Source organism: Lentzea pudingi, from assembly GCF_014646255.1.
Lineage (GTDB): Bacteria > Actinomycetota > Actinomycetes > Mycobacteriales > Pseudonocardiaceae > Lentzea > Lentzea pudingi.
The window spans coordinates 173449-197499 of the sequence record NZ_BMNC01000004.1 but is presented as its reverse complement, the minus strand read 5'-3'; the positions used below and the strand labels follow the sequence as shown (position 1 = coordinate 197499).

Here is a 24051-nt window from a genome sequence, read left to right as displayed (position 1 = left end):
GATGCGCTGACGACGTCAAACAGCGGCGCCGTGGACTCAGTTCCCTCCGGTTGAAGAGGACCGCGGCATGGCCGATGAAACGCGCGCGTTCGACCGCTCCTCGAGCGGGTCGAGCGACGGCGGGCGCCCTGACGCCCTCGCTCGCCTGGACGAGACCACCGAGGCGCTGACGGTGCTCCGCGACTCCTTCACCGGCGAGGAGCCGCTCAACACCGCTCTGCAGAGACTCGCGGACACCGCGGCCAGAGCGATTCCCGACGCCGACGCGGTGACGGTGTCGGTGGTGGATCTGGCGCAACCGCGGACCGCGGCCTCCACGAACGCCCGTTTCAACGAGGTCGACGAGAAGCAGTACAGCGCCGATCGAGGTCCGTGCCTGGAGTCCGCACGTACTCTGCAGGCCGTGCGCGCGGTTGTCGGTGAACACCTCGACGAGTGGCCGGAGTTCGAGGCGTCGGCGAGCGAGCACGGCATCCGGGCCTACCTGTCGGTGCCGGTTCTGCTGCCGGCTTCGAAGCCCGGCGAGGAGAAGCACCTCGGGTCGCTCAACGTCTACAGCTACACGGCCGCGGCCTTCGACCCGTTCGACGAGGGGCTCATGCGGCTCTTCACGACGGCGGCGTCGACCACGATCGCCAGCGCCCACCGCTGGAAGCGCACCAGCGACCACATCGCCAACCTGGAACAGGCCCTGGTGTCGCGGGCCGTCATCGACCAGGCGAAGGGCGTCCTGATGGCCGTGCACTCCTGCGACGCCGACGAAGCCTTCGAGATGCTCGTGGAGCAGTCGCAGCACGAGAACACGAAACTCCGTGACGTCGCGAAGAACCTGCTCGACACCGTGACCCGGTCCTGAGCACGGAGCCGGACGTCGTCCAGCCGTCCGGAACGCACCCCGGGTCCAGTAATCTCATGGTCGAACGAGGTGCACTTGAAGACACAGGTCTGCCTCCACGTCGTTCCAGCCAGGCAGTGGAGGAAGTGCGGATGAGCGGGACGGCCACGTCGACCGAGCAGGGCGAAGGTCAGGACAGCGCCCGAAGAGCAGTGGACCTGCCGGAGCTGCGGCAACTGCTCGCCGGGCTCACGGCGGTGCGCGACGGCGACTTCGGCATCCAGCTCCCGGACGACTCGGACGGGCTGCTCGGTGAGATCGCGACGGTCTTCAACGGCATGGTGGACCAGCTGTCGCTGTTCACCTCCGAGGTCACCCGTGTCGCCCGGGAGGTCGGCACGGACGGCCGCCTGGGCGGCCAGGCCGAGGTGCCCGGCGTGTCGGGCACCTGGAAGGACCTCACCGACTCGGTGAACGCGATGGCGGGCAACCTGACGAGCCAGGTCCGCGACATCGCCCAGGTCGCGACGGCGGTGGCGCGGGGTGACCTGAGCCAGAAGATCGACGTGGACGCGCGCGGCGAGATCCTCGAGCTCAAGAACACCGTGAACACGATGGTCGACCAGCTCAGCTCGTTCGCCGACGAGGTGACCCGCGTGGCACGCGAGGTCGGCAGCGAGGGGCAGCTCGGCGGGCAGGCCGAGGTGCCCGGGGTCGACGGTGTGTGGCTCGACCTCACGAACTCCGTGAACTTCATGGCGGGCAACCTGACCGACCAGGTCCGCAACATCGCCCAGGTGACGACGGCCGTCGCGCAGGGCGACCTCAGCCAGAAGATCACCGTGACCGCCCGCGGCGAGATCCTGGAGCTCAAGAACACCATCAACACGATGGTCGACCAGCTCGGTTCGTTCGCCGACGAGGTCACCCGAGTCTCCCGCGAGGTCGGCACCGAAGGCGCGCTGGGCGGGCAGGCCGACGTGAAGGGCGTGTCCGGTACCTGGCGCGACCTGACCGACTCGGTGAACTTCATGGCGGGCAACCTCACCGCCCAGGTGCGGTCGATCGCCCAGGTCGCCACGGCGGTCGCCCGTGGTGACCTGTCGCAGAAGATCACCGTCAACGCCCGCGGCGAGATCCTCGAGCTGAAGAACACGATCAACACGATGGTGGACCAGCTCAGCTCGTTCGCCGACGAGGTCACCCGCGTCTCGCGAGAGGTCGGCACGGACGGCCGCCTCGGCGGCCAGGCCGACGTCAAGGGTGTGTCGGGCACGTGGAAGGACCTGACGGAGTCCGTCAACGTCATGGCGGACAACCTCACCGCGCAGGTGCGTTCCATCGCCCAGGTGACGACGGCGGTGGCCCGCGGCGACCTGAGCCAGAAGATCCGCGTCGACGCCCGCGGCGAGATCCTGGAGCTCAAGGAGACCATCAACACGATGGTCGACCAGCTGTCCGGCTTCGCCGACGAGGTCACCCGCGTGTCGCGCGAGGTCGGCACCGAGGGCAACCTGGGCGGCCAGGCGACCGTGCGGGGCGTCTCCGGCACCTGGAAGCACCTGACCGACAACGTCAACGTCATGGCCACCAACCTGACCAACCAGGTGCGGTCCATCGCCCAGGTGGCCACCGCGGTCGCCCGTGGTGACCTCAGCCAGAAGATCACCGTCGAGGCCAAGGGCGAGGTCGCCGCGCTGGCCGGGGTGATCAACACGATGGTCGACACGCTGTCCGCGTTCGCCGACGAGGTCACGCGTGTGGCGCGTGAGGTCGGCACCGAGGGCATGCTCGGCGGCCAGGCACGGGTGCCGAACGTCGCCGGCACGTGGAAGGACCTGACCGACAACGTCAACTTCATGGCGAACAACCTGACCAACCAGGTGCGCAACATCGCCCAGGTCACCACCGCCGTCGCGCAGGGCGACCTGACCAAGAAGATCGACGTCGACGCGCGCGGCGAGATCCTGGAGCTCAAGACCACGATCAACACGATGGTCGACCAGCTCGGCTCGTTCGCCGCCGAGGTGACCCGAGTGGCGCGCGAGGTCGGCAGCGAGGGGCGGCTGGGCGGTCAGGCCGAGGTCGAGGGCGTCTCCGGCACGTGGAAGCGGCTCACCGAGAACGTCAACGAGCTCGCCGGCAACCTCACCCGGCAGGTCCGCGCGATCGCCGAGGTGACCAGCGCGGTCGCCGAGGGTGACCTGACGCGGTCGATCACCGTCGAGGCCTCCGGCGAGGTCGCCGAGCTCAAGGACAACATCAACTCGATGGTGGGGTCGTTGCGCGACTCCACCAAGGCCAACCAGGACCAGGACTGGCTCAAGTCCAACCTGGCCCGCATCTCCGGTCTCATGCAGGGCCGCCGCGACCTCGCCGTGGTCGCCGAACTGATCATGGACGAGCTCACTCCCCTGGTGACGGCCCAGTACGGCGCGTTCTACCTGGCCGACGACTCCGAGGACCGGGAAGAGCTGCGGCTGATCAGCTCCTACGGGCACTCCGACGACTCGCAGCCGACCCGGTTCCGGTTCGGGCAGTCGCTGGTCGGCCAGGCCGCGCGCAGCCGCCGGACCATCGCGGTCGACGAGATGCCCGCCGACTACATCGCCATCACCTCGGGCCTCGGCCGCACGGCACCGGTGAACCTCGTCGTGCTGCCCATCGTGGTGGAAGACCAGGTCCTGGGCGTCATCGAACTGGCGTCGGTGCACCACTTCACCGACATCCACCGCGACTTCCTCGAACAGCTGATGGAGACCATCGGCGTCAACGTCAACACGATCATCGCCAACGCCCGCACCGACGAGCTGCTCGCCGAGTCGCAGCGCCTGGCCGGCGAGCTGCAGTCCCGCTCCGGCGAACTGCAGGTGCGCCAGGAAGAACTCCAGAGCTCCAACGCCGAACTGGAGGAGAAGGCGGCGCTGCTGGCCACGCAGAACCGCGACATCGAAGCGAAGAACCTCGAGATCGAGCAGGCACGCCAGGAACTCGAGACCCGTGCGCGGGAACTCTCCCTGGCGTCGAAGTACAAGTCGGAGTTCCTGGCCAACATGAGCCACGAGCTGCGCACCCCGCTCAACAGCCTGCTCATCCTCGCCCAGCTGCTCGCCCAGAACCCGAGCCGCAACCTCACGTCGAAACAGGTCGAGTACGCGGGCATCATCCACTCCGCCGGCTCCGACCTGCTCGGGCTGATCAACGACATCCTCGACCTGTCGAAGATCGAAGCGGGCAAGATGGACATCACGCCCGAACGCGTGTCGTTGCGGCAGCTGCTGGACTACGTCGAGGTGACCTTCCGCCCGCTCACCTCGCAAAAGGGCCTGACGTTCCAGCTGACCACCTCGCCGGGCACTCCCCCGGAGCTGGTCACCGACGACTCGCGCCTGCAGCAGGTGCTGCGCAACCTGCTGTCCAACGCGGTGAAGTTCACCGAGACCGGTGGCGTCGAGCTGCGCATCGAGCTCGCCGACCCGCAGGAACTGCCGCCCGCGGTGCGCGAGCACGGCCCGGCGATCATGTTCCGGGTGAGCGACACCGGCATCGGGATCGCCGAGCACCAGCTCGAATCCATCTTCGGCGCGTTCCAGCAGGCCGACGGCACGACCAGCCGCAAGTACGGCGGCACGGGCCTGGGGCTGTCGATCAGCCGCGAGATCGCCTACCTGCTCGGCGGGTCCATCACCGCGGAGAGCATGGTCGGCAAGGGCAGCACCTTCACCCTCTACCTGCCGGTGCGCCGTGCGGGCTTCCCGGAGTCCGTGCAGGACCCCCAGACGCAGGCCGCGCCGGACGCGCTGGTCGCGCCGTCGGAGACGAAGAAGCCGGTGAGCGGCCACAAGCGCAGGCTGCTGGTGATCGAGGAACGACCGCAGGGCCTGCTCTCCCTCGTCGCCCAGAGCGCTGTCACGGACCTCTCGGCGAGCGACGACCCGCGCGGCCCGGTCGAGGTGGTCACCGCGGTCGGCAGGGAAGAGGCGGCAGCCGCGCTCGCCGCGGAGCCCTGCCACTGCGTGGTGCTGGAACTGGACATGCCCGACGGTGCGGCACTGCGTTTCCTGGAGGCGCTCGACGGTGACACCGCGGCACGCATGATCCCCGTGCTGGCGCACAACAACCGCAGGCTGTCCCCGCAGTACGAGCGGCAGCTGCAGGCGCACAGCGACACCCGGCCCCTGGAGCTGCTGTCCAGTTTGGACGAGCTGCGCGAACGGATCGCGTTGCACCTCAACGCCGAAGGCCCCGACGACGTGCTGCCCCTGGTCCGCCCGGAACAGCCGAGGCAACCGGTCGCGGCGCCCCAGGTGAACGCCCAGCTCAACGGCAGGACGGTGTTGATCGTCGACGACGACGCCCGCAACCTCTTCGCCCTGAGCAGCATCCTGGAACTGCACGGCGTCCAGGTGTTGCACGCGGAGAACGGCAGGGAGGGCATCGACTCGCTGCTCGCCAACCCGGAGATCGACCTGATCCTGATGGACGTGATGATGCCCGAGATGGACGGCTACGCCGCCACTTCGGCGATTCGCGCGATGCCGGACCACTCCGAGCTGCCGATCATCGCGGTGACGGCGAAGGCGATGCCGGGTGACCGCGACAAGAGCATCGCCTCCGGCGCCAACGACTACGTCACCAAACCGGTCGACGCCGACGACCTCATCTCGTGCGTGCGCCGGTGGATGCGTGCGCGGTGACCGCCGGTCAGCCTGCCGTGAACCGGCTCGTGAGCACGATCGACCGGCTCAGCAGGGAGATGGACGAGGTGCGGGCCACCGCGGACGGCCGGGCGCTGGTGGAACTCGCCAAAGGCGTGCTCGTCGAACGGCTGCGCTGCGGCCCGGCACAGGCCGCCGAACAGCTCGCGCTGCTCGCCGAGCAGGCAGGCATCACACAGCTCACGCTCGCCGTGGAGATCATCAACGAGGTGTCCGGCGACACCCTCACCGCGGTGCCCGACGAGCCGAGCAGAACGACCGCGGTCCGGCTGCGGACCGCGGAGAGCGGCGCGTTGGGCGCCGATGACACGCAGGCCGTCGCGCAGTCCCTGTTCACCCACGCGCTCGCACCCCTGGGCGCGAGCGCGGTGGCGATCTGGTCAGCGGGTTCCGACGCGTCGCTGACGCTCGCCGGGCACGCCGGGTTCGAGCCGGGCGAGGCGAGCCGCTGGCACTACGTCCCGCCCGGTGTGTCGACTCCCGCCCGCCGCGCGCTGGTCGAGCGGGACGCCGTGTGGATCGTCGACCTCGACGAGTCAGGCCTGCCGTCGATCGGCCCGGGCCTGCCCGGCCGCGTCGCCGTCCCCGCCGGGACCGGCGGGCGGATCGCCGGCGTGCTGGAGATCTGCTGGCCTGCTCCGCTCGCGCCCCAGTCCCTGAGCGTGCACAAACAGGTGGAAGCGCTGGCGCAGCTGTGCGCCGCCACCCTCGACAGCACCGCGGCACCGAATCTCGCGCGGGCGCCGTCCGAACTCGTCGACCTCGCCGACGGGCTGCTCGACCCCGCTCTCGTGCTCGGACCGGAGATCTCGCCCGACGGCACGATCGCCGACTTCCGGGTGCACCACGTGAACCGCGGGTTCGTCGACCTCGCCGGCAGGCCGCGCTCCGCGATCGCGGGCAAGTCACTGCTGGAGGCCTACCCGCTGGCCTCGGCCGAAGGAAACCTGTTCGACAAGATCGAGCACGTGCACGCCACCGGCGAATCGTTCCGGGCCGAGCGCATGACCCTCGCGGCGCTCATCGACGAGGTGCCGCTCACGGTCGCGGCCAGTGTGAGCATCACCAGGCACGGTGCGCTGGTCCTGGTCGTGTGGAGGGCGCAGGACGAGACGGCCCGTCTGGCGAACCTGTTGCAACACGCGCAGCGACTCGGCCGTGTCGGTGGTTTCGAGGAGGAACGTCACAGCGGCAGGATCATGTGGAACAGCCAGTTGTACGCCCTGTACGGGCTCGCACCCGGCACCGATCCGGTGCCCCTGGCGGAGATCGCGGCACACGCCCACCCCGACGACGTCCTCTCGCTCAACGGGTTCGTGCACAACGTCCTGCGGGACCGGCAGCAGGCGTCGACGGCGTTCCGCCTGCAACGCCCGGACGGCGTCACCAGGCACGTGCGGGTGATCGCCGAGCCCGTGCTCGACTCACAGGGCGAACTGCTCGCCGTCCGCGGGGCGTACCAGGACGTGTCCGCCCAGCACTGGACCGAGGTCGCGCTGTCCGCGACGCAGGACCAGCTCGCGATCACCGAGCAGGAATCCCTGGAGCGCAACACGCTCACGTTGCAGCTCCAGCAAGTGATCATGCCGCCGACACACCCCACGATCGACGCGTTCGGACTGCGCGTGGCGGTGCGGTACCGGCCCGCCGCGCAGGAGGAGCTCGTCGGCGGCGACTGGTACGACGCCGTCGTCCTGCCCACCAAGCAGATCCTCGTGTCGGTCGGTGACATCACCGGCCACGGCATCAAGGGCGCGACTGGCATGGTGGTGCTGCGCAACGCACTGCGCGGGCTCGCCGCCACCGGCGCCGGCCCCGCGCAACTGCTCACGTGGCTCAACCTCGTGGCGCACCACCTCAGCGACAACATCATCGCGACCGCGATCTGCGGCCTCTACGATCCGCACACCCGCGTCCTGCGCTGGGCCCGCGCGGGCCACCTGCCGCCGGTGCTGATCCGCGACGGCGACGCCGAACTGCTGCCGATGCTGCGCGGTGTGCTGCTCGGCGCCCTCGCCGAACCGTCCTATGAGGAGGGTCAGCTGCAGCTGGAACCGGGTGACACCCTGCTGTTGTACACCGACGGCCTGGTCGAGCGCAGGGACGTTCCGCTCGACGACTGCCTGGACCACCTGTGCGAGGCAGCGCGAACGCCGGCGTCGAACCTGGACGAGCTGCTCGACCACCTGCTCGCACACGGCGAGTCCAACACCGACGACGACACCTGCGTCGTCGGCGTTCAACTGCCGTAATCGTCGCGGCGTAAGGATCGCGTAAGAATAGCCAGACGGCGTTCGATTGGTCTTCTGTCGAGGGAAGATCGCCGCTATGACGACTTCCGCAGGCGTGAGTCCAGGTGGGCTGTTGCCCGCAGAGCGCGACCCGGTGGTGGCCTGCGGCATCTACGTCGACGGCGCTCGCGTGCCGGGCGACCGGTCACCGGCCGAGGCGGTCGCCGAGGTGCGCGATCGCGGAACCGGCTTCGTCTGGATCGGCCTCTTCGCTCCCGACGCCGAGCAGATCCGGGACGTGACCGAAGCGTTCGGACTGCACGAGCTGGCCGTGGAAGACGCGGTGCACGCTCACCAGCGGCCCAAGCTGGAGCTCTACGCGGACAACCTGTTCACCGTGTTCAAGACGGTGCGCTACGTCGAACACGAGTCCCCCACCACGGCCAACGAGATCGTCGAATCGGGCGAGATCATGGTGTTCCTCGGCCGCGACTACGTCATCACCGTCCGGCACGGCGACCACTCTCCGCTCGGCGAGCTCCGCAGAGAGCTGGAGGACCAGCCCGCCCGGCTGGCCGCAGGACCGGCGGTGGTGCTGCACGCCATCGCCGACCGCGTCGTCGACGACTACCTCGCCGTCGTCGAGGCGTTCGAAGGCGACGTCGACGTGATCGAGACCGCGGTGTTCGCTCCGCACAGCGAGATCGGCGTGGAACAGATGTACCTGTTCAAACGGGAACTCACCGAACTGCGCCGCGCGGTCATGCCGCTGACCGGCCCGCTGCGCAAGCTCAGCGAGGACCACTGCGGCCCGCTGGTTCCCGAGATGCTGCACTCGTACTTCCGCAACGTCAACGACCACCTGACCATCGTGGTGGAGCGACTTGTCAGTTTCGACGAACTGCTCACCACCCTCGTGAACGCGACGCTGGCGAAGGTGTCGTTGCAGCAGAACAACGACATGCGCAAGATCTCCTCCTGGGTCGCGATCATCGCGGTGCCCACGATGGTCGTCGGCGTCTACGGCATGAACTTCGACCACATGCCGGAGCTGCGCTGGAGATACGGCTATCCACTAGTCCTGTCGATGATCCTCATCGCGTGCCTGGTGCTCTACCGGATGTTCAAGCGCAACCGGTGGTTGTGATCGGCGTGTGCCCCGGGGGATCAGCCGAACACGCGACAGCCACGTGCTTGTGCGCCTCTGGCGCATGAAGGAGCCTTCAGCGTAACCGGGTCACGACCTCAAGGCGGCCACGCAGTGGAACCTCCGCCTTCCACCACCGATTTCCACGAGGATTCCCCTTGTCCAGCAACAAACTACTGAGGATCGTCCTGGTGACCGCTCTGGTCAGCTGGGTCGTTCTGATCGTCGTGCTCATCCATCAGACTCCGTAGTGGACGCCGTCCGAGGGCTCGCATGGGGCGGCCGACGTCGCACCGTCGCCACATCGGATCACCGCGAAGACGGTCTTACCGCTCTCCGGTCCCGGTCTCGTCCCCCAGTCGTTCGAGACGTTGCCCACGACCACCATCCCCTTGCCGCGGTGCGGGCCCAGCCTCGATCGGCCATGACGCGGCCGCGCGGACGACGTGTCGTCGACTTCCACCGAGACCTCGCAGGGAGCGTCGCCGCGAAGAACTCGAAGCCGGCCGGGGCCGGCCGTGTGGTCCAGGACGTTGCTCACCAGTTCGGTCACGACGAGGAGCACGTCGTAACGGTGATCCTCTCCCAGGTCGCGCAATGCCGCATCGACCTCGCGGCGCACATCGGGCACCAGCGATTCGCGCTCGACCGGAAGGTCGACGACCAATGACGCGGCGTCCTCATCGGCGATGGTCACGAGCGATCTTGCCTCCACGTTCGCTGATCCACCGCATCTCACCACGACGGTGACCAGTTCTCGCCACAATCACCTGCAAAGCGAGTCCAAACCCGTTTTCGGTTGAGTTCTCATCACGAGATCCACATTCTGACCGGCCACTCAGCACGACCGCAGAGCCGAGCCGAGATCGTGATGCAGGTCCACGGCGGTGTCGACGCCGCTCACACTCAGAAGGCGGCGCACGGAACCCTGGTTCGCGACCACGGAGAGGCGAGTGCCCTGTTCAAGCGCGCGAGCTTGGATCTGCAGGATCAGGTCGAGCCCGGACGACGCCATGAACCCGACCTCGGTCAGGTCCAGCACGAGCAAGCGCGGTTTTGCCGCGAGCTGGCAGCGGACCGCGTCCCGGACCACCGCTTCGGTCAGCATGTCGATCTCACCGGCGATGGACGCCACCGACACCTGGTCGCCGACTTGGCTGATCCCGACGGAAATCGGCTGCACGCTCGGGGCTGGCTCAGTCACACCGAAGGCCTCTTCCCTGCCGAATGGCCAACTGATCGCGATCAGATTTCCTGAGCATATCGGTCGTCGGTGGACATACCCGTTCTCAGCGAAAGTCAAACTCACACTTCTCGGCTTGTGGGCAGCGTTGCGAGGGGGCTACGGTCGGTAGCGTTCAGCGGCTTCTCGGGTTAAGCATTCAGCTCGATGACGTCCCGGCACAAGGGAGCGATCGAGATGCGGGACCCTCTTTTCGACGTGCCCGAGGATTGGTCGGTGGGCACGACACTCGATGGCGGGATATCGATCGTTTCCGTTGCGGGAGAGGTCGACCTGAGCACGGCTCCCGCGCTGGTCGCGGAGCTGGCGGCTCAGGTGGAGACGTGTCCCCACGCCGTCGTCGTCGACCTCGGCCAGGTGTCCTACTTCAGTTCGTCCGGCATCAACGCGCTCATGGAAATCCAACAGCACGCGCGGAGCCGTGACATCCCGCTTCATCTCGTCACGCCTGGAGCGCACATCACGCGAACGCTTCAGGTCGCCGGGTTGGCTGAAAACTTCTCACGACACGAAACCCTGTCGGACGCGATCCGCGTGGCGCGCAGGGCCGGACGGGCGTCGATGCGGATCGCCCTGGTGTCCGAGCAGGCCAGCCCGCTCGCTGACGATCTCGGGCAGGGGACGCACGTCGCACAGCTGGCGGCAGCCCTGCGCGGCCTCGGGCACGAAGTGGTCGTCTACACCCGGCGGGACGATCCCCGAGCTCCGGATCGCGTCCGCACCGAGGACGGGTACGAGGTGGTGCACGTGCCGGCAGGGCCTGCCCGCCGGCTCACCGAGGACGAGGTCGTGCCTCACCTCGAAGAGTTCGCGCAGTTCCTCGCACAACGCTGGAGGTCGCGTCCGCCGGACATCGCGCACACGCACCACTGGACGTCCGGACTGGCGGCCGCCATCGGTTCTCGCCGGACCTGGATCCCTGTCGTGCACTCCTACAACGCGGTCAGTGCGCAGGAGATCCAGCAGCGCGCCGACGTCGAAAGGCTCGTCGCGCGCAAGGCCTCATGGGTCGTGGCGGCCAGTTCACCGGAAGCCTCCGAGATGTGGCGACAGGGCGTGCGCCGGATCCAGGTCTCCATGATCCCGTCCGGAGTCGACGTGGAGCACTTCCACCCGGACGGCCCGGTCGCCGCCCGGGGAGCGCTGCAACGTCTCGTCACCGTCGGGAAATTCTTTCGCGGCACCGATTTCGCGGACATCATCGCGTGCCTGCCCGCGCTCGAGACCGTCGAGCTGGTGATCGCGGGAGACAACCCGAGGTCCAGCACGGTCGCTCAGGAGCTGCGCGAGCTCGCACACGACCTGGGGGTCCGGGACCGGGTCACGTTCGCCGGCGAAGTCCCCCGTGCCCGCATGCCCGTCTTGTTGCGTTCCGCCGACGTCGTGGTCTGCGTACCCACCGCCGAACCGTATGGCCTGGTGGCTCTGCAGGCCATGGCGTGTGGTGTCCCGGTGGTCGCCACCGCGGTGGGCGCGCTGGAGGACATCGTCGTGCACAACATCACCGGCCTGCACGTACCGCCACGTGAACCTCGTGTTCTGGCTCGGACGCTCCGGCGGTTGCTCGCCGACCAGACGCTGAGGGAGGAGTTGGGCATCGCCGCGCGTGACCGTGTGATGGCGCGCTACGCGCGTGACAAGCTCGGCCAGGAGGTGCTGGCGGTGTACGAGCGCGTCGATCGTGCCGCGTCCGCGCGCCCTGACCATCAGGGCAGCGACTGACACGCATAGGTGACGCGAGGCTGGGTACGTCTAGCGGATATGGGACCGGAATCGCGGCGCGACGACGCCACGCACTTGCGGCGCGTCGGCGATCCGCACGTCGTGCGTGACCGGTTCGACGAGTCGTCGCCGGCGCTCGCCGCCTGGGAAGGGCCTGAGCAGCGGCTGGTCGCGGCGAACGAAGCCTTCCGCAGATTCGCCGGGGTCTCCGAACCCGTGGGCCTGGCGGCCCGTGAGCTGCTGCCGGGGTTGGAGGGCCGACGAGTCCAGGCCGGGATCGACCGGGTCTACGTCACAGGAGAGCCGCACACGGTCGGTGAGTGGGGTGTCCAGGTCGATCGTGCCGCCGGTAGGCCGGTGGAGGCCTTCGTCGATCTCGTGATGGAGCCGTACTTCCACGACGACGGGGCGGTTCGCGGCGTTTCGGCGTACGCCGTCGACGTCACCGAGCAGGTCCGGGATCGGCGCGGCCGTGGGGTCGCGGAGCTGCAAGCCGCGTTGTTGCCGACATCGCTGCCGGTGCTGCCGCAGGCCAGGATCGCCGCGAGGTACCTGGCCGGCGAGCACGGCCCCACCGCCGGAGGTGACTGGTTCGACGCCATCCCGCTGAAGGACGGCGCCGTCGTCCTGGCGGTGGGTGACGTCGCGGGAAGCGGCGTCACCGCGTCGGCGGCGATGGGCCAGCTGCGCACGGTCCTGGCGTTCCTGTTGCACACCAACGACGACCTGCTCAGCGCGCTCGAGCAGACCAATTCCTTCGCCGCGGGTCACCGGGCCCTGCACGCCGCCACACTCGCGGTGGTCAAGCTCGATCCGCGGACAGGAGAGTTGTCCTACAGCTCGTGCGGCCACCCACCGCCGCTCGTGGTCCGAGCGGACGGCACCACCGAGTTCCTGAGCGGTCCGACGAGCGGGCCACTCGGTGTGGGCCGCTCCCCCGCTCTGTCCACTGCTCGCCTCGCCCCCGACGACCTGGTCCTGCTGTACTCAGACGGCTTGGTCGAACGGCCCGGCCGCACACCGGGCGAAGCCGCTGTCGAACTCGCCACGCTGGCTGCGGACGCCGCGATGAACCGCGTGCTGCCCCACACCGAGACTGATCAGGCGGTCGAACGAGTCTGCCGGCTCACCATCGACCTGCTCACCCGCACCGGCTACCGCGACGACGTCACCACCCTCGCGGTCCAGCGCCTGGCCGAGCCGGTGCCACCGCTGTCGGTGCGGTTCGCCAGCACGCTCTCCAACCTGGCTCTCGCCCGGCGCGAGATCCGGGACTGGCTGGCCGGCGTCAACGCGGGCCGACGAGACCGGGAGGTCCTCGAGTTCGCCGTCGGCGAAGCGACCACCAACACGGCCGAACACGCCTACCCGCCAGGCCGGCAGGGCACCGTCCTGATCACCGCACAGCTGACACCCGACGGCATCTGCGAACTCCGCGTCGGCGACGAGGGCCGCTGGCGTGCGGCGGACCCCGGCAGCACCGACAGAGGACGTGGCCTGATGCTGTGCCAGCAACTCGTCGACGAGGTCACCGTCACCCATCCCCCGCAACGCGCCGGCGAGCCACCAGGCGCGCGCGGCACCACGGTGACCTTCCGGCACCGCATCCGCCAACCCCCGATGCTCGCCTCCGGCACGAGCCCCGACGCCTCGCACGAGGAGCCCTCCCCGGCGTTCCGCGTCGAGACGGTGGAAGGCCCGGACACGGCGGTCGTACGCGTGCACGGCCCAGTGGACGCGATGACCTCGACCGAGTTCGCACGCCACCTGTTCCTCGCCTCCCGAGGCGGCGTGCTGCCCCTGACCGTCGACCTGTCCGAGGTCTCCCACCTGCTCAGCGCGGGCGTGCGGATCCTCTACGACCTCGCCGGGCAACTCGCCGCACATCACCACGAACCGGTGTTGATCGCCCACCGCGGCAGTCCGGCGGCCTTCGTCCTCGATCTCGTCGACCTGCCGTGGTCACCTGCCTGAACACCTGGCACGGAGGGCGTCTGACACGCTGGTGTGAACACCGATTCCGTGGTCCTGCAGAGCAAGCCTCACCATCGAGTGCACGAGGCTGTCCGGGTCCGCCGCGAGACGAACACCGACGTTCCGCTCGGCGAACGTGCCGACGAGGCCTTGCAGAACGCGGACACCGGCTGCTGACAGCAGGTCCACCGCTGTCAGGTCGAGGACGACCCGTGCGGGCGGGATCAGCCCGTCGGTCATCTCGACCAGCGCGGCCTGCGCCGCGACGGCGGACTCGGCGTCCAGGTCGCCGGACAGCCGCACGACCAGCACGTCGGAGTGCTCGGCTGCGCTGACGGTGACCGACGCGGCCCGAACTGTGGGGTCCATCGGAGTTCCTGGCCTTCTGCTCGGCAACGACATTCGATCCTCAGTGCGACAGGACGCGTTCCGAGCGTAAGAGCTGCCACGCGGCCGCACATGATCAACGCCGAGCTCGACCGCTGCCGGACTGCCCGCCGCGCGGCCACGGCCCAGCCGACCCGCGTCCGCTCTATGACACGCTGCGGGCGGTCAGCGTCGGGTGATCGTGTCGAGAAGGCTCGTCGCGACCTACTGGAAGCACCGCGTCGACCTCCGCCCAGACGGTCTTGCCGGCCGGCTGGTCCACGACCCCCCACCCCTTGACCAGCCGATCGACGATGATCAATCCCCGGCCGCGGTCGGCGTTGAGGCGTGAGGCGCCCACGACCGGCGTGTCGAGCGAGGCGTCGTCGACCTCCACCCGGACCAGGCGGAGATCGCTGGACCGGTGCAGCCTGATCCGGCGCGGGGGCAGGCCGTGGTCGAACGCGTTGCTCACCAGCTCGTTGATCACCAGCACGACGTCCTCCAGGACGTCTTCGTCCAGGCCGCTCAGCCCGTCCCTGGTCCAGTCCCTGACCGCCGCGATCGACGGTCTCGGACGGTCCAGGTCCAGCTCCTGCGAGAGGAGTCCCGGTTCGTCGCCGGGCTGGTCGTTCGGGAGCACGGTCCTCACTTCCTGTGTTCGCTCGACGCCCGCTCGGCGGTTCGGCTGCCCTGCGTCACGATCGAGCGGAACTTCCTGCTGCCGCCACCGCGACCCGCAAGTGATCAGGGCCCCGGCCGCCGCGGGCCTCGAGTCCGCGGCGGCCGTTCGCGGCCGGCTCAGCGGGCGAACGCGAGTCCTACGACGTCACCTCCGGCGAGGCCGACGACCGAGGCGCGGCCGGTGGTCAGGCTGACCTTCACCAGGAGCGATCCGCCCAGCAACGAGAAGTCGGGTTGCACCGCGGCCATGGCGGAGTCGCGTCCGCCCACGGTGGCGATGTCGAAGCCGTTGGTCTTGGCGATGTCGAGGCCGAGGCCGCCGACGGTGAACAGCTGTCCGGTGTTCGGGGACACGACCGGGGTCGCGCCCGCGACCGTGCCCTGCGTGACGAGGGTGTCCCTGCGGCTGTCCAGGTCGTAGAGGGTGGTGGACGTCGCACCGGCGACGCTGTTGGTGTAGCCGGCGCCGGAAACCTGCGGAGTGCTGCCCTCGGCGCGGTCTCCCTGGGCATAGGCGAGTGGTGTGTCGACGGCCGCCACCGCCCCGGTGTCCGGGTGCAGCCGCAGGTTCTGGCCGCTGGTCGCGACCAGGCGGATGCGGTCCACGGCCGGGTTGAAGTCGAAGCCCACGGCCGTTCCCGTGATCGCGGCGGGCGCGCCCACCGCGGTCGCTTTGCCCGTGCGCGGGTCGAGGACGTAGAGCTGGCCAGAGGCAGCGATCGCGTACAACGCTCGGGTCGCGGGCCGCACGTCCATGCCGATCAGCCGGTCGCGGGCTTTGAGCCCGCTGACGCGGACGCGCTGCTGGGACAGCAACGGGGACGACCAGCTCCTGGTGCTCAGGACTCCGTCGGAAGTCAGCAGGTGGACACGGGGCTGGTCGGCCGACGCCGACGCGGGCGTGGCGCCGAGTGCGGTCATGAGCAGTGCTGCCGCGCCCACGAGCGCAGTCGTGCGAGCAATACGCATGGTGTTCTCCCGGTGTGGGTTGTGGTCGCAGGTGTTTACGACCGGACCACCCGTCGCGTTGAAAACAGGACGAAATCACCCATCCGTCATGTCCGCGGTCTCGAATCCCCCGCAGGAACGGCGACGGGGAGCTCATGGCGGACATCGGCAGTCGACAGAGCCCCGACCTGCACGGCAGCTTCAGGGTCCGGGAGGTCTACGCCTTGCACGCGCCGGAGTTGCACCGCTTCGCAGTGCGGCAGCTGGGTGACGGCTGCGCGGCGGAAGAGGCGGTGCAGGAGGTGTTCCTGCGGGCGTGGAAGTCCGCGGGCGGCTTCAAGCCCGAGTTGGCCACCGTTCGCGTGTGGCTGTTCACCATCGCTCGCAACGTGGTGATCGACGAGGTCCGCTCGCGACTGCGCCACGACAAGCGGATCGCCGCCGCGATGAGAGCCGCCGCCGCGGCCGGTGAGGTCAGCACCGACATCGCGGGCACCGCGATCGACCGGCGCCTGGTGCAGGTCGCGCTGCTGCGGATCAGCTCGGACCAGCGGACCGCCCTGGTCGAGACCTACCTGCGCGACAGGTCGTACCGCGAGGTGGCCGCCGAACTGGGCGTGCCACAGGCGACCCTGCGCAGCAGGGTCCACTTCGGGCTGAAGGCGTTGAGGCTGACCATGGAGGAGATGGGAGTTCGACGAGGAGCGTGAAGGGCCTTGCGCATCTACCGCCTCGGCCCGCGACCGCGTTGCGGTCATTTCCTCGCTGCCGCCCCGCGGCCGGCGGGTTTCCGGCCAGGGGTGCTGGACCCCCGCACCACCTGGCACTTCTCCCGGTGGGTGCGCGGCACGCCCCCACCGTCCGACAAGATCATCTCCAGCGCCAGGCGCCCCAACTTCTCGAGGTCCACCCGCACGGTCGTCAGCCGCGGCGACATGTCCCGCAGCGTCGAGATGTCGCCGAAGCCCGCGATCGACAGGTGGCGGGGTACGTCGAGTCCCCGCGAACGGATGGCCGCGATCGCCCCGAGCGCCATGACGTCGTTGACGGCGAACACGCAGTCGATGTCGTCGCGCTCGTCCAGGACCTGCTCCATCGCCTGGAAGCCACCGTCCCTGCTGAACTCGCCGTTGACGACCCTCTCCCTGGCCAGTTCGACGCGGTGGTCGGCGAGACCCGTCCGGAAACCGTCGAGCCGGTCCTTGGCGGTGAGCAGGTCGCGGGGGCCGGCGAGCACGACGAAGTCGCGGTAGCCCAGTCCGGCGAGGTCCGCCGCCAGCGCCCTGGCGCCCTGGCGGTTCTCCACGACCACGGTGTCCACCGGGAGCTTGCGCTGGCTCACCACCGCGACCCTGCCGCCCTGCGCCTCGAAGCGGTCGACCTCGGCGCGCAGGCGGTCGACCTCGGCACGGCTGGTGGTGCGGCTGCCCGCGAGGATGACCGCGCGGTTGCGCTGGCGGCGGAATCCCTCCAGGTACTCGGCTTCCCGGCTGCTCTGCCGGCGCGTGCTGGCGATCGACACCATCAGGCCCTGCTCGTCGGCGGCCTTCATGACCCCCGAGGCGATGCCCGAGAAGTAGGGGTCCGCGATGTCGGGGACGATCATGCCGACCACCTCGGCGTGGCCGCGCTTCATCGCCCTGGCAGCCACGTTCGGGGAGTAGTCCAACTCCTGCGCGGCCCGCAGCACCTTCTCGCGCAGTTCCGCGCCCACCGTCCGAGCACTGCCGTTGATCGCCCTCGACGCGGTCGCCAGGGACACCCCTGCCACCCGTGCCACGTCGAACAGCGTCGCGTTTCCCTCCACGCCCGCTGATCCTACGGACCAAGCCGCCGCCCACCCAGTCCACCCCGGACCAGTGGTTCCCGGCCGTCCGGCACCGCCCGGCACCGGCCGGCGGCGAGTCGTCGGCAAGGCTTGGGAAAATGTTTTCCCGCGCTACCACTCTAGGCATGCCGGAACGCTGATTTCAAGACAGGACTTGCCTTCCACCCAGAAGACGCACGTCAGTCCACATGAAACGCTTTGCACCGCAACACAAGGCATACCCCCTGAACAACGCGGCGGGCATCGGTTACGATCCTCCGCGTCTCCTCGGGAAAAGCTTTTCCCACGAGCGGCAACCGGCTGGGGGCCCTCGCCGTACCACACTCCCCGACCAGCGGTTTTTGTTCCACCACAACGAACTCGACCCTGCCAGTGCCCCGTTTGGACGCCTCCGACCGGAGGGTTGCGGGAGCACAGGACGTCCGGCACACTCGCGCCCCGCGACCGAACGGGCGAGGACGCGAACCGTGTCGCCTCAGGAAGGAAGCACGTGAAATCCCTTCGCCTCTTACGGCTCGCCGTCGTGGTGAGCGTCAGCTCCGCACCATGGGTGCTGCTCGCCTCGGGCGGCACGGCGAATGCCGCGGCCACCACGTACTTCGTCAGCCCGTCCGGATCGGACGGCAACGCGGGAACGTCGGCCGCGCAACCGTTCAAAACGATTCAGAAGGCTGCCGACTCCACCGGTCCCGGTGACGTGGTGCAGTTGATGAACGGCACCTACCGGGAGACCGCGCCGGGCCGCGACGTCGTGAACATCACCCGCTCCGGCATCCCCGGAGCGCCCATCACCTACGAGGCGTTCCCCGGTCACAAGCCCGTGCTCACCCCTGTCACCGGGTGGCACGGCGTCAGGATCACCGGCGCCTCCCACATCAAGGTCAGGGGCCTCGAGGTGGCGGGCGACGCCGCGTCCATCAGCCTGGAGGAGGCGAGGAAGCAGGCCGGGCAGAAGAAGGCCGTCTTCAACACCAACTGCATCGGCGCCTACAAGGACGAGAAGTCCGGCAAGGCCTCGCACCACCTGGAGATCACCGGCAACCACGTCCACCACTGCCCCGGCGGTGGCATCTCGGCCATCGACGCCGACCACGTGACGATCGACCGCAACAGGGTGAACTCCACGTCCTGGTACACCGAGTACGCCACCAGCGGCATCTCCGTCCTGCGCGCGCTGGACGAAGGTCCCGGCGACCCGTCGCAGTACAAGATCCGCATCACCGGCAACGTGGTGCACGACAACGAGACCAAGGTCGTCTGGACGAAGCTCGACAGGCACTCGGACGGCAACGGGATCATCATCGACACCCTGAAGGACAAGGACAACTCCGATCCCGCCTACAAGGGCCGTGTCCTCGTCGCGAACAACCTGTCGTTCGACAACGGCGGCTCGGGCATCCACTCGTACAAGTCGCAGCACGTCGACATCGTCAACAACACCGCGTACCTGAACTCCCGCAGCACCAACATGGAGCCGTACGCGAACATCTTCGCCGCGATGAGCGACGACGTGCGCATCCTGAACAACGTGTCCTACGTGCGCGAAGGCAAGCCGACCAACTCGACGCACCGCAACACCAACGTCACCTACGACCACAACATCTACTTCGGTGGCGAGAAGCCGGAAGCCATGGGCCCGAAGGACCTCGTGGCGGACCCCGGACTGGCCAAGCCGGGCACCGATCTCGCGACCGCGGACTTCCGCCTCACCGAGGGATCTCCCGCGATCGACTCCGGTACGGCGTTCGAGCTGCCCGCGAACGACATCGCGGGCAAGCAGCGAAAAGCGGGAAGCGCGGTGGACCGCGGGGCTTTCGAGTTCTCGGTGAGCGGTGAACCCGCGGACCCGGTGACGGCGCCGGCCAGGGACAACGCGGTGGCCGCCCCGGTCGCACCGGCGACCGGCGCCACCACCACCACGTCCCCCACGTCGCCGGAAACGACCGAGACCGCCTCCGTCACCGGCTCCGGCGGGCTCGCCAGCACCGGGGCCAGCGTGGTCGCCCTGACCATCGGAGGCGCTGCCGTGCTGGCAGCGGGTGCCGCGGCCTTCTGGCTGGCGCGGCGCAAGCGCGCCGGCAGCTGATCGTCCATTCGCGACGGACGTCGGCCGGTGGAGATGAACCCCTTGCTTCTCCGCCGGCCGACGCGAACCATCTCGTTGGGTGACACTCTGACAAAGTGTGCTTATAGTGTCAGCATGTCAGTCAGGGATGTGGTCGCAGGTGATCCGCTGCTCGCAGCCGGCTTCGACGCCTTCGCGCGACACGGCTTCAAGCGGGCGACGATGGCGGACATCGCGGCGGGCGCGGGCATGTCCAGGCCCGCGCTGTACCTGAGGGTGAAGGGCAAGGAGGACGTGCTGAGGGCGGTGGGGGCCGCCCTCCTCACCGACTCGGCAGCCCGAGCACGGACAGCCGCGGACGAGACCGGTGACATCGCCACGCGCGTCGTGGCGGTCCTGGAGGCCAAGCTCGGCCTGACCCTGGGTCTGGCCGAGCGCTCCGAGCACGCCCTGGAACTGCTCGCCGAGTACGGGCGGGTCGCCACCACCGGCACAGCGCAGTACACCGCCGAGATCGAACAACTCACGGCACGCGTCCTCGCCGCCACCGGCGCCGGCGCGGATCGCTGCGCCGACATCGCCACCGCGCTGGTGCGCACCGTGCAGGGCCTGGAAACCGAGCTCGACGACGCACCGCGGGCACGAAAGCTGCTCATGGCACTCGTGAACACCACCGTGGACGGCCTCACCCGATCATGAGCAGCGACTTCGGCACGTGACCCCACCACCCCCGCAGCACCACCACCCATGGACTCGGTGATGACGATGCACAGCAGCACGATCGCGATCTACGGCGCCACCGGCTACATCGGTGAGCTGACCGCGCGGATCGCCGTCGAGAAAGGCCTCGAGCCCGTCCTGATCAGACGGGACGAGAACAAGACCGGGAAGGTCGCCCGAAGACTGGACCTGCCCTGGCGCACCGGCACGCTCGACGACCCGCGAACCCTGGACGAAGCACTGCGCGGGCTCACCGTCGTGCTCAACGCCGCAGGCCCCTTCGGCACGACCACCGGTCCGGTGCTGGACGCCTGCATCCGGACGGGAACCCTGCGTGACCTAGCCCGGAGCACGTCATGACCATTCACTGGCCACAAGGCTTGTCACCTGAGGAAACGGTCGTCCACGTCCGCAACGAGCTGGTGGTCGCCACCGACGTCGACGTCATCTGGAAGATGCTCGTCGACGCACGTTCCTGGCCGGACTGGTATCGCAACGCGCGCAGGATCCGGCTCGACGACGTGGCGGAACTCGGTCCAGGCACCCGGTTCCGCTGGACCACGTTCAACGTCCGCGTCGACTGCATCGTGACCTTCTTCGACCCTCAGCGCGAGCTCGGCTGGACGGGAACCGCGTTCGGCACGCACGGTCATCACCGGTGGCTTCTCACACCGAGGAACGACGGGACGACGCACGTCGTCACGGAGGAGACCCAGCGAGGACTCCTTCCCGCCATCGCGGGCAGGTGGCTGCGCCCCTGCTTGCTCCACTGGCACCAGCGATGGCTCGAGGGAATGGATCTCGGCGGCCCGGCCCACGTTTGACGATGGTTCGCGCCACGGCGACCTGCCGGGGTCGATCGGTTCGGAGTGGTCACTGCCTGCCCAGCACCGAAGAACACCTACCCGGCAATCCGCTGGACCAACACCTCGGGAAGTGACGCCGCATCGGACTCGATCTCGAACCGGCCACCGTCGTCCTCGACCAAGAAGCCGGCCGAGTCCCGCGAAGCGATCACGTCGAACTCGACTTCGCCGGCGGTACAGGTCAGGTGCCAGTTCCAGACAGCCGCAGGACCTGGCCGCTCGATCGGTTCCACCTGCACGTGGAGGTCGACTCCTTGCGCGGCGGCGTGGGCGCGGACCGCGTCGATCACGACGTCCAGACGTTCCCGCTACTGTCTCCACGTCTTCTCAGTGGTGTCAGTCATTCCAGCTATTTTCCCTTGATGCACGCGTCCACTGTGGAGGGAAGCGTCACACGAGAACGACTCCCTTGCCTCCGATCCGGTTCGCCTCCATGTCGTGATGGGCCTGGACGATGTCCTCGAGACGGTAGCGGTTCCCAGCAGGAACCCGCAGCAGCCCTTCCGCAACGTCGTCGAGGTACTCCTGCAGCACGCCCGCATCCAGGTTGTGGGCTTCTCCCGCGTAGGCGGTGAGGCGCACTCCTTGCGGGATGACGTCCATCGGGTAGAACTGCGGAATCGTCCACTCCCCTGCGAGCATGCCCGTGAAGCAGACGGTTCCCTGCACGCGGGTGGCACGCAGGGTGTCAGGGAGTGAGCTCGTGCCGACCAGCTCGATCGCACCGTCGACGCCTTCGGGGAAGTGACGGCGCACCCGGGCGGCGATCGCGCCGTCATCGATCAGCACGTGGTCGGCACCGTGCTGACGCAGCAGGCCGGTCTTGGCGTGATCACGGGTGGTCGCCAGCACAGTCGCGCCGAGCTTCTTCGCCAGTGACGCCACCGCGAGCCCGACCGATGACGTACCACCGCGCACGAGCACGCTCTGGCCACTTCTCAGGCCGATGCCCGTCGTCAGTGAACCGTGTGCGGTCTGCAGCATCTCGGGAACAGCGCCCAGGACCGCCCAGTCGAGATCAGAGCTGAATGGGATGACGGACGTCTCCGGCACGCAGATGTACTCGGCGTAGCCGCCGTCGAACTGCCTGCCCATCCCGCCCATCATGGCCGCGACCTGCTGACCGCGGGAGAGCCTGCCGGACGGATCGAGGTCGACGACACCCACCGCCTCGATGCCCAGGACGCGGGGGAAGGTGACGGCGTCGCCCGAGAGTCCCTGCCTGGTGTACAACTCGGAGCGGTTCAGCCCGAACGCCCGGACCCGGATGCGGATCCGACCAGGCTGCGGTTCCGGGATGGGCAAGTTCTTCAGCGTCAACGCTTCCGGCGGGCCAGGAGCGTCGAGCACGGCGGCACGCATGGTCGCGGCAGAGGCCGGGTTCACGTGACCACCCGCAGGAAGTCCTGGTCGATCTCGCGGTGCGTGTAGTTGATGCCACGGGCGGCCTGGTCCATCGTCCAGGTGATGGGGCGGAAGTCGGGGCCGGTGCGGTACCCGCCGGCGAAGACCTCGTTGCGGTTGCCCGACGGGTCGAAGAAGTAGATGGTGCCGCCGCGGGTGATGCCGTGCCGGGCAGGTCCGAAGTCGATGGGCACGTCGTCCATCGACATGATGTCGCCCGCCCGCAGCAGCGCGCTCCAGTCGTCGATCTCGTAGGCGAAGTGGTGCAGCTTGCCGTTGGCGCCCTTGACGAAGGCGATGTCGTGCGGCTGGTCACCGCAGTACATCCACGAACCCACCAGGTCGGAGTCCTCGTCGCCCGCCACGAGCCGCTCGGCCGGGCGGAAGGACAGCACGTCTCGGAAGAAGCGCTCCAGCAGCGCGGGGTCCTCGGTGGTGACCAGCGCGTGGTTGATCCGGGGCACGCCGATGCCGCGCAGGTCGCGAGGCCACGGGTCGGGGTTGAGCTTGCCGACCTTCGTGCCCAGGCGTTCGACCTCGGAGTAGAGCTCCAGCACGTGCTCGGAGGGCAACGTGATGCGCAGACCATCGCCCACGCCGGCGTTGTCGCCCTTGGACATGCGCTCGCAGGACGCGCCGAACGAGCTGACCTTCGACTCGATCGTCTCCAGCGTGCCGTCGTCGGTGACCTTGTAGCCGAACTTGACGAGTCCGACGCCGCCTTCCTCCAGCACCACCGAATGGTGGTCGTCGTCATCCCACGACTTCAGGTACGTCCTGCCGTTCTCCTCGTGAACGGTGTCCATGCCCAGCGTTTGCTCGTAGTGCTGCCGTGCCTCGGCCAGGTCTGTGACACGAACATGCACGTAGCCGAGTCTGATGACGGCCATCGTCACGGTCCTTCCTGCTCTGCGGGGTCGGGATTCTTGTGAGGAGCGGAGCTCGCCAGCACCGCGCGCAGCGGTTGCGACCCGAGGTCGATCACCACGTCCGTGAGTGGCACCGCCCGGCACGGCAGGCATGCACCGGCCGCCTGCTCGGTGGCGCTCAGCACCGAGTCGGCGACAGCGCGCGGGTACAGGAGCTCTCCTGCGCGCAGCTGTGCCCGGCAGGCGCCGCAACCGCCACGACGGCACTTGTACGGACTTCGCCAGCCGTACCTGCGCAGCGCGTCCACCACGGACTCGCCCGGTCGCGCCCACACCTCGATGTCGTGCGGCACGACGCGGACTGCCTTCATTGCACGCCTCCCGGGGAGGTACCTCAAAACTTGCACAAGTTTCCAGCGATCACGGGCAGC

The 24051-nt window shown here is 68.7% G+C and carries 21 protein-coding genes; 11 read left to right on the top strand and 10 right to left on the bottom strand.

Annotated elements, in window-relative coordinates; all coding sequences use genetic code 11:
- Positions 1 to 67 precede the first annotated feature (67 nt).
- From IEY88_RS16395 to IEY88_RS16380, 4 genes are all read left to right on the top strand, one after another.
- Positions 68 to 856, top strand: coding sequence for a GAF and ANTAR domain-containing protein (locus tag IEY88_RS16395; protein ID WP_189155621.1), 789 nt, complete (start codon positions 68 to 70; stop codon positions 854 to 856).
- A gap of 131 nt (positions 857 to 987) precedes the next feature.
- A complete protein-coding gene (locus IEY88_RS16390) occupies positions 988 to 5532 on the top strand; it encodes a hybrid sensor histidine kinase/response regulator (RefSeq protein ID WP_189155620.1) in 4545 nt (1514 codons plus the stop codon).
- Positions 5533 to 5561: 29 nt separating this feature from the next.
- Positions 5562 to 7805, top strand: a complete 2244-nt coding sequence (locus IEY88_RS16385; RefSeq protein ID WP_229693442.1) for a SpoIIE family protein phosphatase — start codon at positions 5562 to 5564, stop codon at positions 7803 to 7805.
- Positions 7806 to 7881: 76 nt separating this feature from the next.
- The gene (locus IEY88_RS16380) at positions 7882 to 8931 is read left to right on the top strand and encodes a magnesium and cobalt transport protein CorA (RefSeq protein ID WP_189155619.1); all 1050 of its coding nucleotides are present in this window, start codon (positions 7882 to 7884) and stop codon (positions 8929 to 8931) included.
- 238 nt (positions 8932 to 9169) lie between these two features.
- Here the strand turns inward: IEY88_RS16380 and IEY88_RS16375 are convergent, their stop codons facing one another.
- Together IEY88_RS16375 and IEY88_RS16370 are read right to left on the bottom strand one after the other, a co-directional pair.
- Positions 9170 to 9628, bottom strand: coding sequence for an ATP-binding protein (locus IEY88_RS16375; protein WP_189155618.1), 459 nt, complete (start codon positions 9626 to 9628; stop codon positions 9170 to 9172).
- 141 nt (positions 9629 to 9769) lie between these two features.
- Positions 9770 to 10234: an STAS domain-containing protein gene (locus IEY88_RS16370; RefSeq protein ID WP_189155617.1), complete on the bottom strand. Its 465-nt coding sequence runs from the start codon at positions 10232 to 10234 to the stop codon at positions 9770 to 9772.
- Positions 10235 to 10351: 117 nt separating this feature from the next.
- Between IEY88_RS16370 and IEY88_RS16365 the strand changes: the two genes are divergently transcribed.
- Together IEY88_RS16365 and IEY88_RS16360 are read left to right on the top strand one after the other, a co-directional pair.
- Positions 10352 to 11896: an anti-sigma factor antagonist gene (locus IEY88_RS16365; protein ID WP_189155616.1), complete on the top strand. Its 1545-nt coding sequence runs from the start codon at positions 10352 to 10354 to the stop codon at positions 11894 to 11896.
- 39 nt (positions 11897 to 11935) lie between these two features.
- Positions 11936 to 13870, top strand: a complete 1935-nt coding sequence (locus IEY88_RS16360; protein WP_189155615.1) for a SpoIIE family protein phosphatase — start codon at positions 11936 to 11938, stop codon at positions 13868 to 13870.
- Here IEY88_RS16360 and IEY88_RS16355 read toward each other — a convergent pair.
- The 3 genes from IEY88_RS16355 to IEY88_RS16345 all read right to left on the bottom strand — a co-directional run bounded on the left by IEY88_RS16355 (position 13859) and on the right by IEY88_RS16345 (position 15889).
- Positions 13859 to 14239, bottom strand: coding sequence for an STAS domain-containing protein (locus IEY88_RS16355; protein ID WP_189155614.1), 381 nt, complete (start codon positions 14237 to 14239; stop codon positions 13859 to 13861). The genes IEY88_RS16360 and IEY88_RS16355 overlap by 12 nt on opposite strands.
- A gap of 163 nt (positions 14240 to 14402) precedes the next feature.
- Complete coding sequence (locus tag IEY88_RS16350) at positions 14403 to 14879, bottom strand: ATP-binding protein (RefSeq protein ID WP_189155613.1); 477 nt, start codon at positions 14877 to 14879, stop codon at positions 14403 to 14405.
- Positions 14880 to 15037: 158 nt separating this feature from the next.
- Complete coding sequence (locus IEY88_RS16345; protein ID WP_189155612.1) at positions 15038 to 15889, bottom strand: DUF4394 domain-containing protein; 852 nt, start codon at positions 15887 to 15889, stop codon at positions 15038 to 15040.
- Between the two features lie 134 nt (positions 15890 to 16023).
- Here IEY88_RS16345 and IEY88_RS16340 point away from each other — a divergent pair, with 134 nt between their 5' ends.
- Positions 16024 to 16578, top strand: coding sequence for a sigma-70 family RNA polymerase sigma factor (locus tag IEY88_RS16340; protein ID WP_189155611.1), 555 nt, complete (start codon positions 16024 to 16026; stop codon positions 16576 to 16578).
- Positions 16579 to 16622: 44 nt separating this feature from the next.
- Here IEY88_RS16340 and IEY88_RS16335 read toward each other — a convergent pair whose 3' ends face one another.
- Entirely contained in the window at positions 16623 to 17675 is a 1053-nt protein-coding gene (locus IEY88_RS16335) for a LacI family DNA-binding transcriptional regulator (RefSeq protein WP_189155610.1), read from the bottom strand.
- A 511-nt stretch (positions 17676 to 18186) separates the two neighbouring features.
- Between IEY88_RS16335 and IEY88_RS16330 the strand changes: the two genes are divergently transcribed.
- From IEY88_RS16330 to IEY88_RS16315, 4 genes are all read left to right on the top strand, one after another.
- Entirely contained in the window at positions 18187 to 19782 is a 1596-nt protein-coding gene (locus IEY88_RS16330; RefSeq protein WP_189155609.1) for a right-handed parallel beta-helix repeat-containing protein, read from the top strand.
- A gap of 114 nt (positions 19783 to 19896) precedes the next feature.
- Positions 19897 to 20460: a TetR/AcrR family transcriptional regulator gene (locus IEY88_RS16325; protein WP_189155608.1), complete on the top strand. Its 564-nt coding sequence runs from the start codon at positions 19897 to 19899 to the stop codon at positions 20458 to 20460.
- 60 nt (positions 20461 to 20520) lie between these two features.
- Entirely contained in the window at positions 20521 to 20841 is a 321-nt protein-coding gene (locus IEY88_RS16320; protein WP_189155607.1) for an NAD(P)H-binding protein, read from the top strand.
- Positions 20838 to 21305 carry an SRPBCC domain-containing protein gene (locus tag IEY88_RS16315; protein ID WP_189155606.1) on the top strand — a complete coding sequence of 156 codons (468 nt, stop codon included), beginning with the start codon at positions 20838 to 20840 and terminating at the stop codon, positions 21303 to 21305. The genes IEY88_RS16320 and IEY88_RS16315 overlap by 4 nt, the downstream gene beginning before the upstream one ends.
- A gap of 77 nt (positions 21306 to 21382) precedes the next feature.
- On the opposite strand, the gene IEY88_RS16310 is transcribed toward IEY88_RS16315, so the two are convergent.
- The 4 genes from IEY88_RS16310 to IEY88_RS16295 all read right to left on the bottom strand — a co-directional run bounded on the left by IEY88_RS16310 (position 21383) and on the right by IEY88_RS16295 (position 23991).
- Positions 21383 to 21637, bottom strand: a complete 255-nt coding sequence (locus IEY88_RS16310) for a hypothetical protein (protein WP_189155605.1) — start codon at positions 21635 to 21637, stop codon at positions 21383 to 21385.
- Positions 21638 to 21737: 100 nt separating this feature from the next.
- Entirely contained in the window at positions 21738 to 22733 is a 996-nt protein-coding gene (locus IEY88_RS16305; protein ID WP_308425988.1) for a zinc-binding alcohol dehydrogenase family protein, read from the bottom strand.
- On the bottom strand, positions 22730 to 23641 hold the full coding sequence (locus IEY88_RS16300) for a catechol 2,3-dioxygenase (RefSeq protein ID WP_189155604.1): 912 nt from the start codon (positions 23639 to 23641) through the stop codon (positions 22730 to 22732). The genes IEY88_RS16305 and IEY88_RS16300 overlap by 4 nt, the downstream gene beginning before the upstream one ends.
- Before the next feature lie 2 nt (positions 23642 to 23643).
- Positions 23644 to 23991: a 2Fe-2S iron-sulfur cluster-binding protein gene (locus tag IEY88_RS16295; RefSeq protein ID WP_189155603.1), complete on the bottom strand. Its 348-nt coding sequence runs from the start codon at positions 23989 to 23991 to the stop codon at positions 23644 to 23646.
- Positions 23992 to 24051: the final 60 nt, after the last annotated feature.

Coding starts and splice junctions, on each gene's coding strand:
- IEY88_RS16345 (WP_189155612.1), bottom strand. CDS start 15,889: ATGCGTATTGCTCGCACGACTGCGCTCGTGGGCGCGGCAGCACTGCTC.
- IEY88_RS16340 (WP_189155611.1), top strand. CDS start 16,024: ATGGCGGACATCGGCAGTCGACAGAGCCCCGACCTGCACGGCAGCTTC.
- IEY88_RS16380 (WP_189155619.1), top strand. CDS start 7,882: ATGACGACTTCCGCAGGCGTGAGTCCAGGTGGGCTGTTGCCCGCAGAG.
- IEY88_RS16390 (WP_189155620.1), top strand. CDS start 988: ATGAGCGGGACGGCCACGTCGACCGAGCAGGGCGAAGGTCAGGACAGC.
- IEY88_RS16325 (WP_189155608.1), top strand. CDS start 19,897: ATGTCAGTCAGGGATGTGGTCGCAGGTGATCCGCTGCTCGCAGCCGGC.
- IEY88_RS16360 (WP_189155615.1), top strand. CDS start 11,936: ATGGGACCGGAATCGCGGCGCGACGACGCCACGCACTTGCGGCGCGTC.
- IEY88_RS16295 (WP_189155603.1), bottom strand. CDS start 23,991: ATGAAGGCAGTCCGCGTCGTGCCGCACGACATCGAGGTGTGGGCGCGA.
- IEY88_RS16395 (WP_189155621.1), top strand. CDS start 68: ATGGCCGATGAAACGCGCGCGTTCGACCGCTCCTCGAGCGGGTCGAGC.
- IEY88_RS16355 (WP_189155614.1), bottom strand. CDS start 14,239: ATGGACCCCACAGTTCGGGCCGCGTCGGTCACCGTCAGCGCAGCCGAG.
- IEY88_RS16300 (WP_189155604.1), bottom strand. CDS start 23,641: ATGGCCGTCATCAGACTCGGCTACGTGCATGTTCGTGTCACAGACCTG.
- IEY88_RS16315 (WP_189155606.1), top strand. CDS start 20,838: ATGACCATTCACTGGCCACAAGGCTTGTCACCTGAGGAAACGGTCGTC.
- IEY88_RS16365 (WP_189155616.1), top strand. CDS start 10,352: ATGCGGGACCCTCTTTTCGACGTGCCCGAGGATTGGTCGGTGGGCACG.
- IEY88_RS16320 (WP_189155607.1), top strand. CDS start 20,521: ATGACGATGCACAGCAGCACGATCGCGATCTACGGCGCCACCGGCTAC.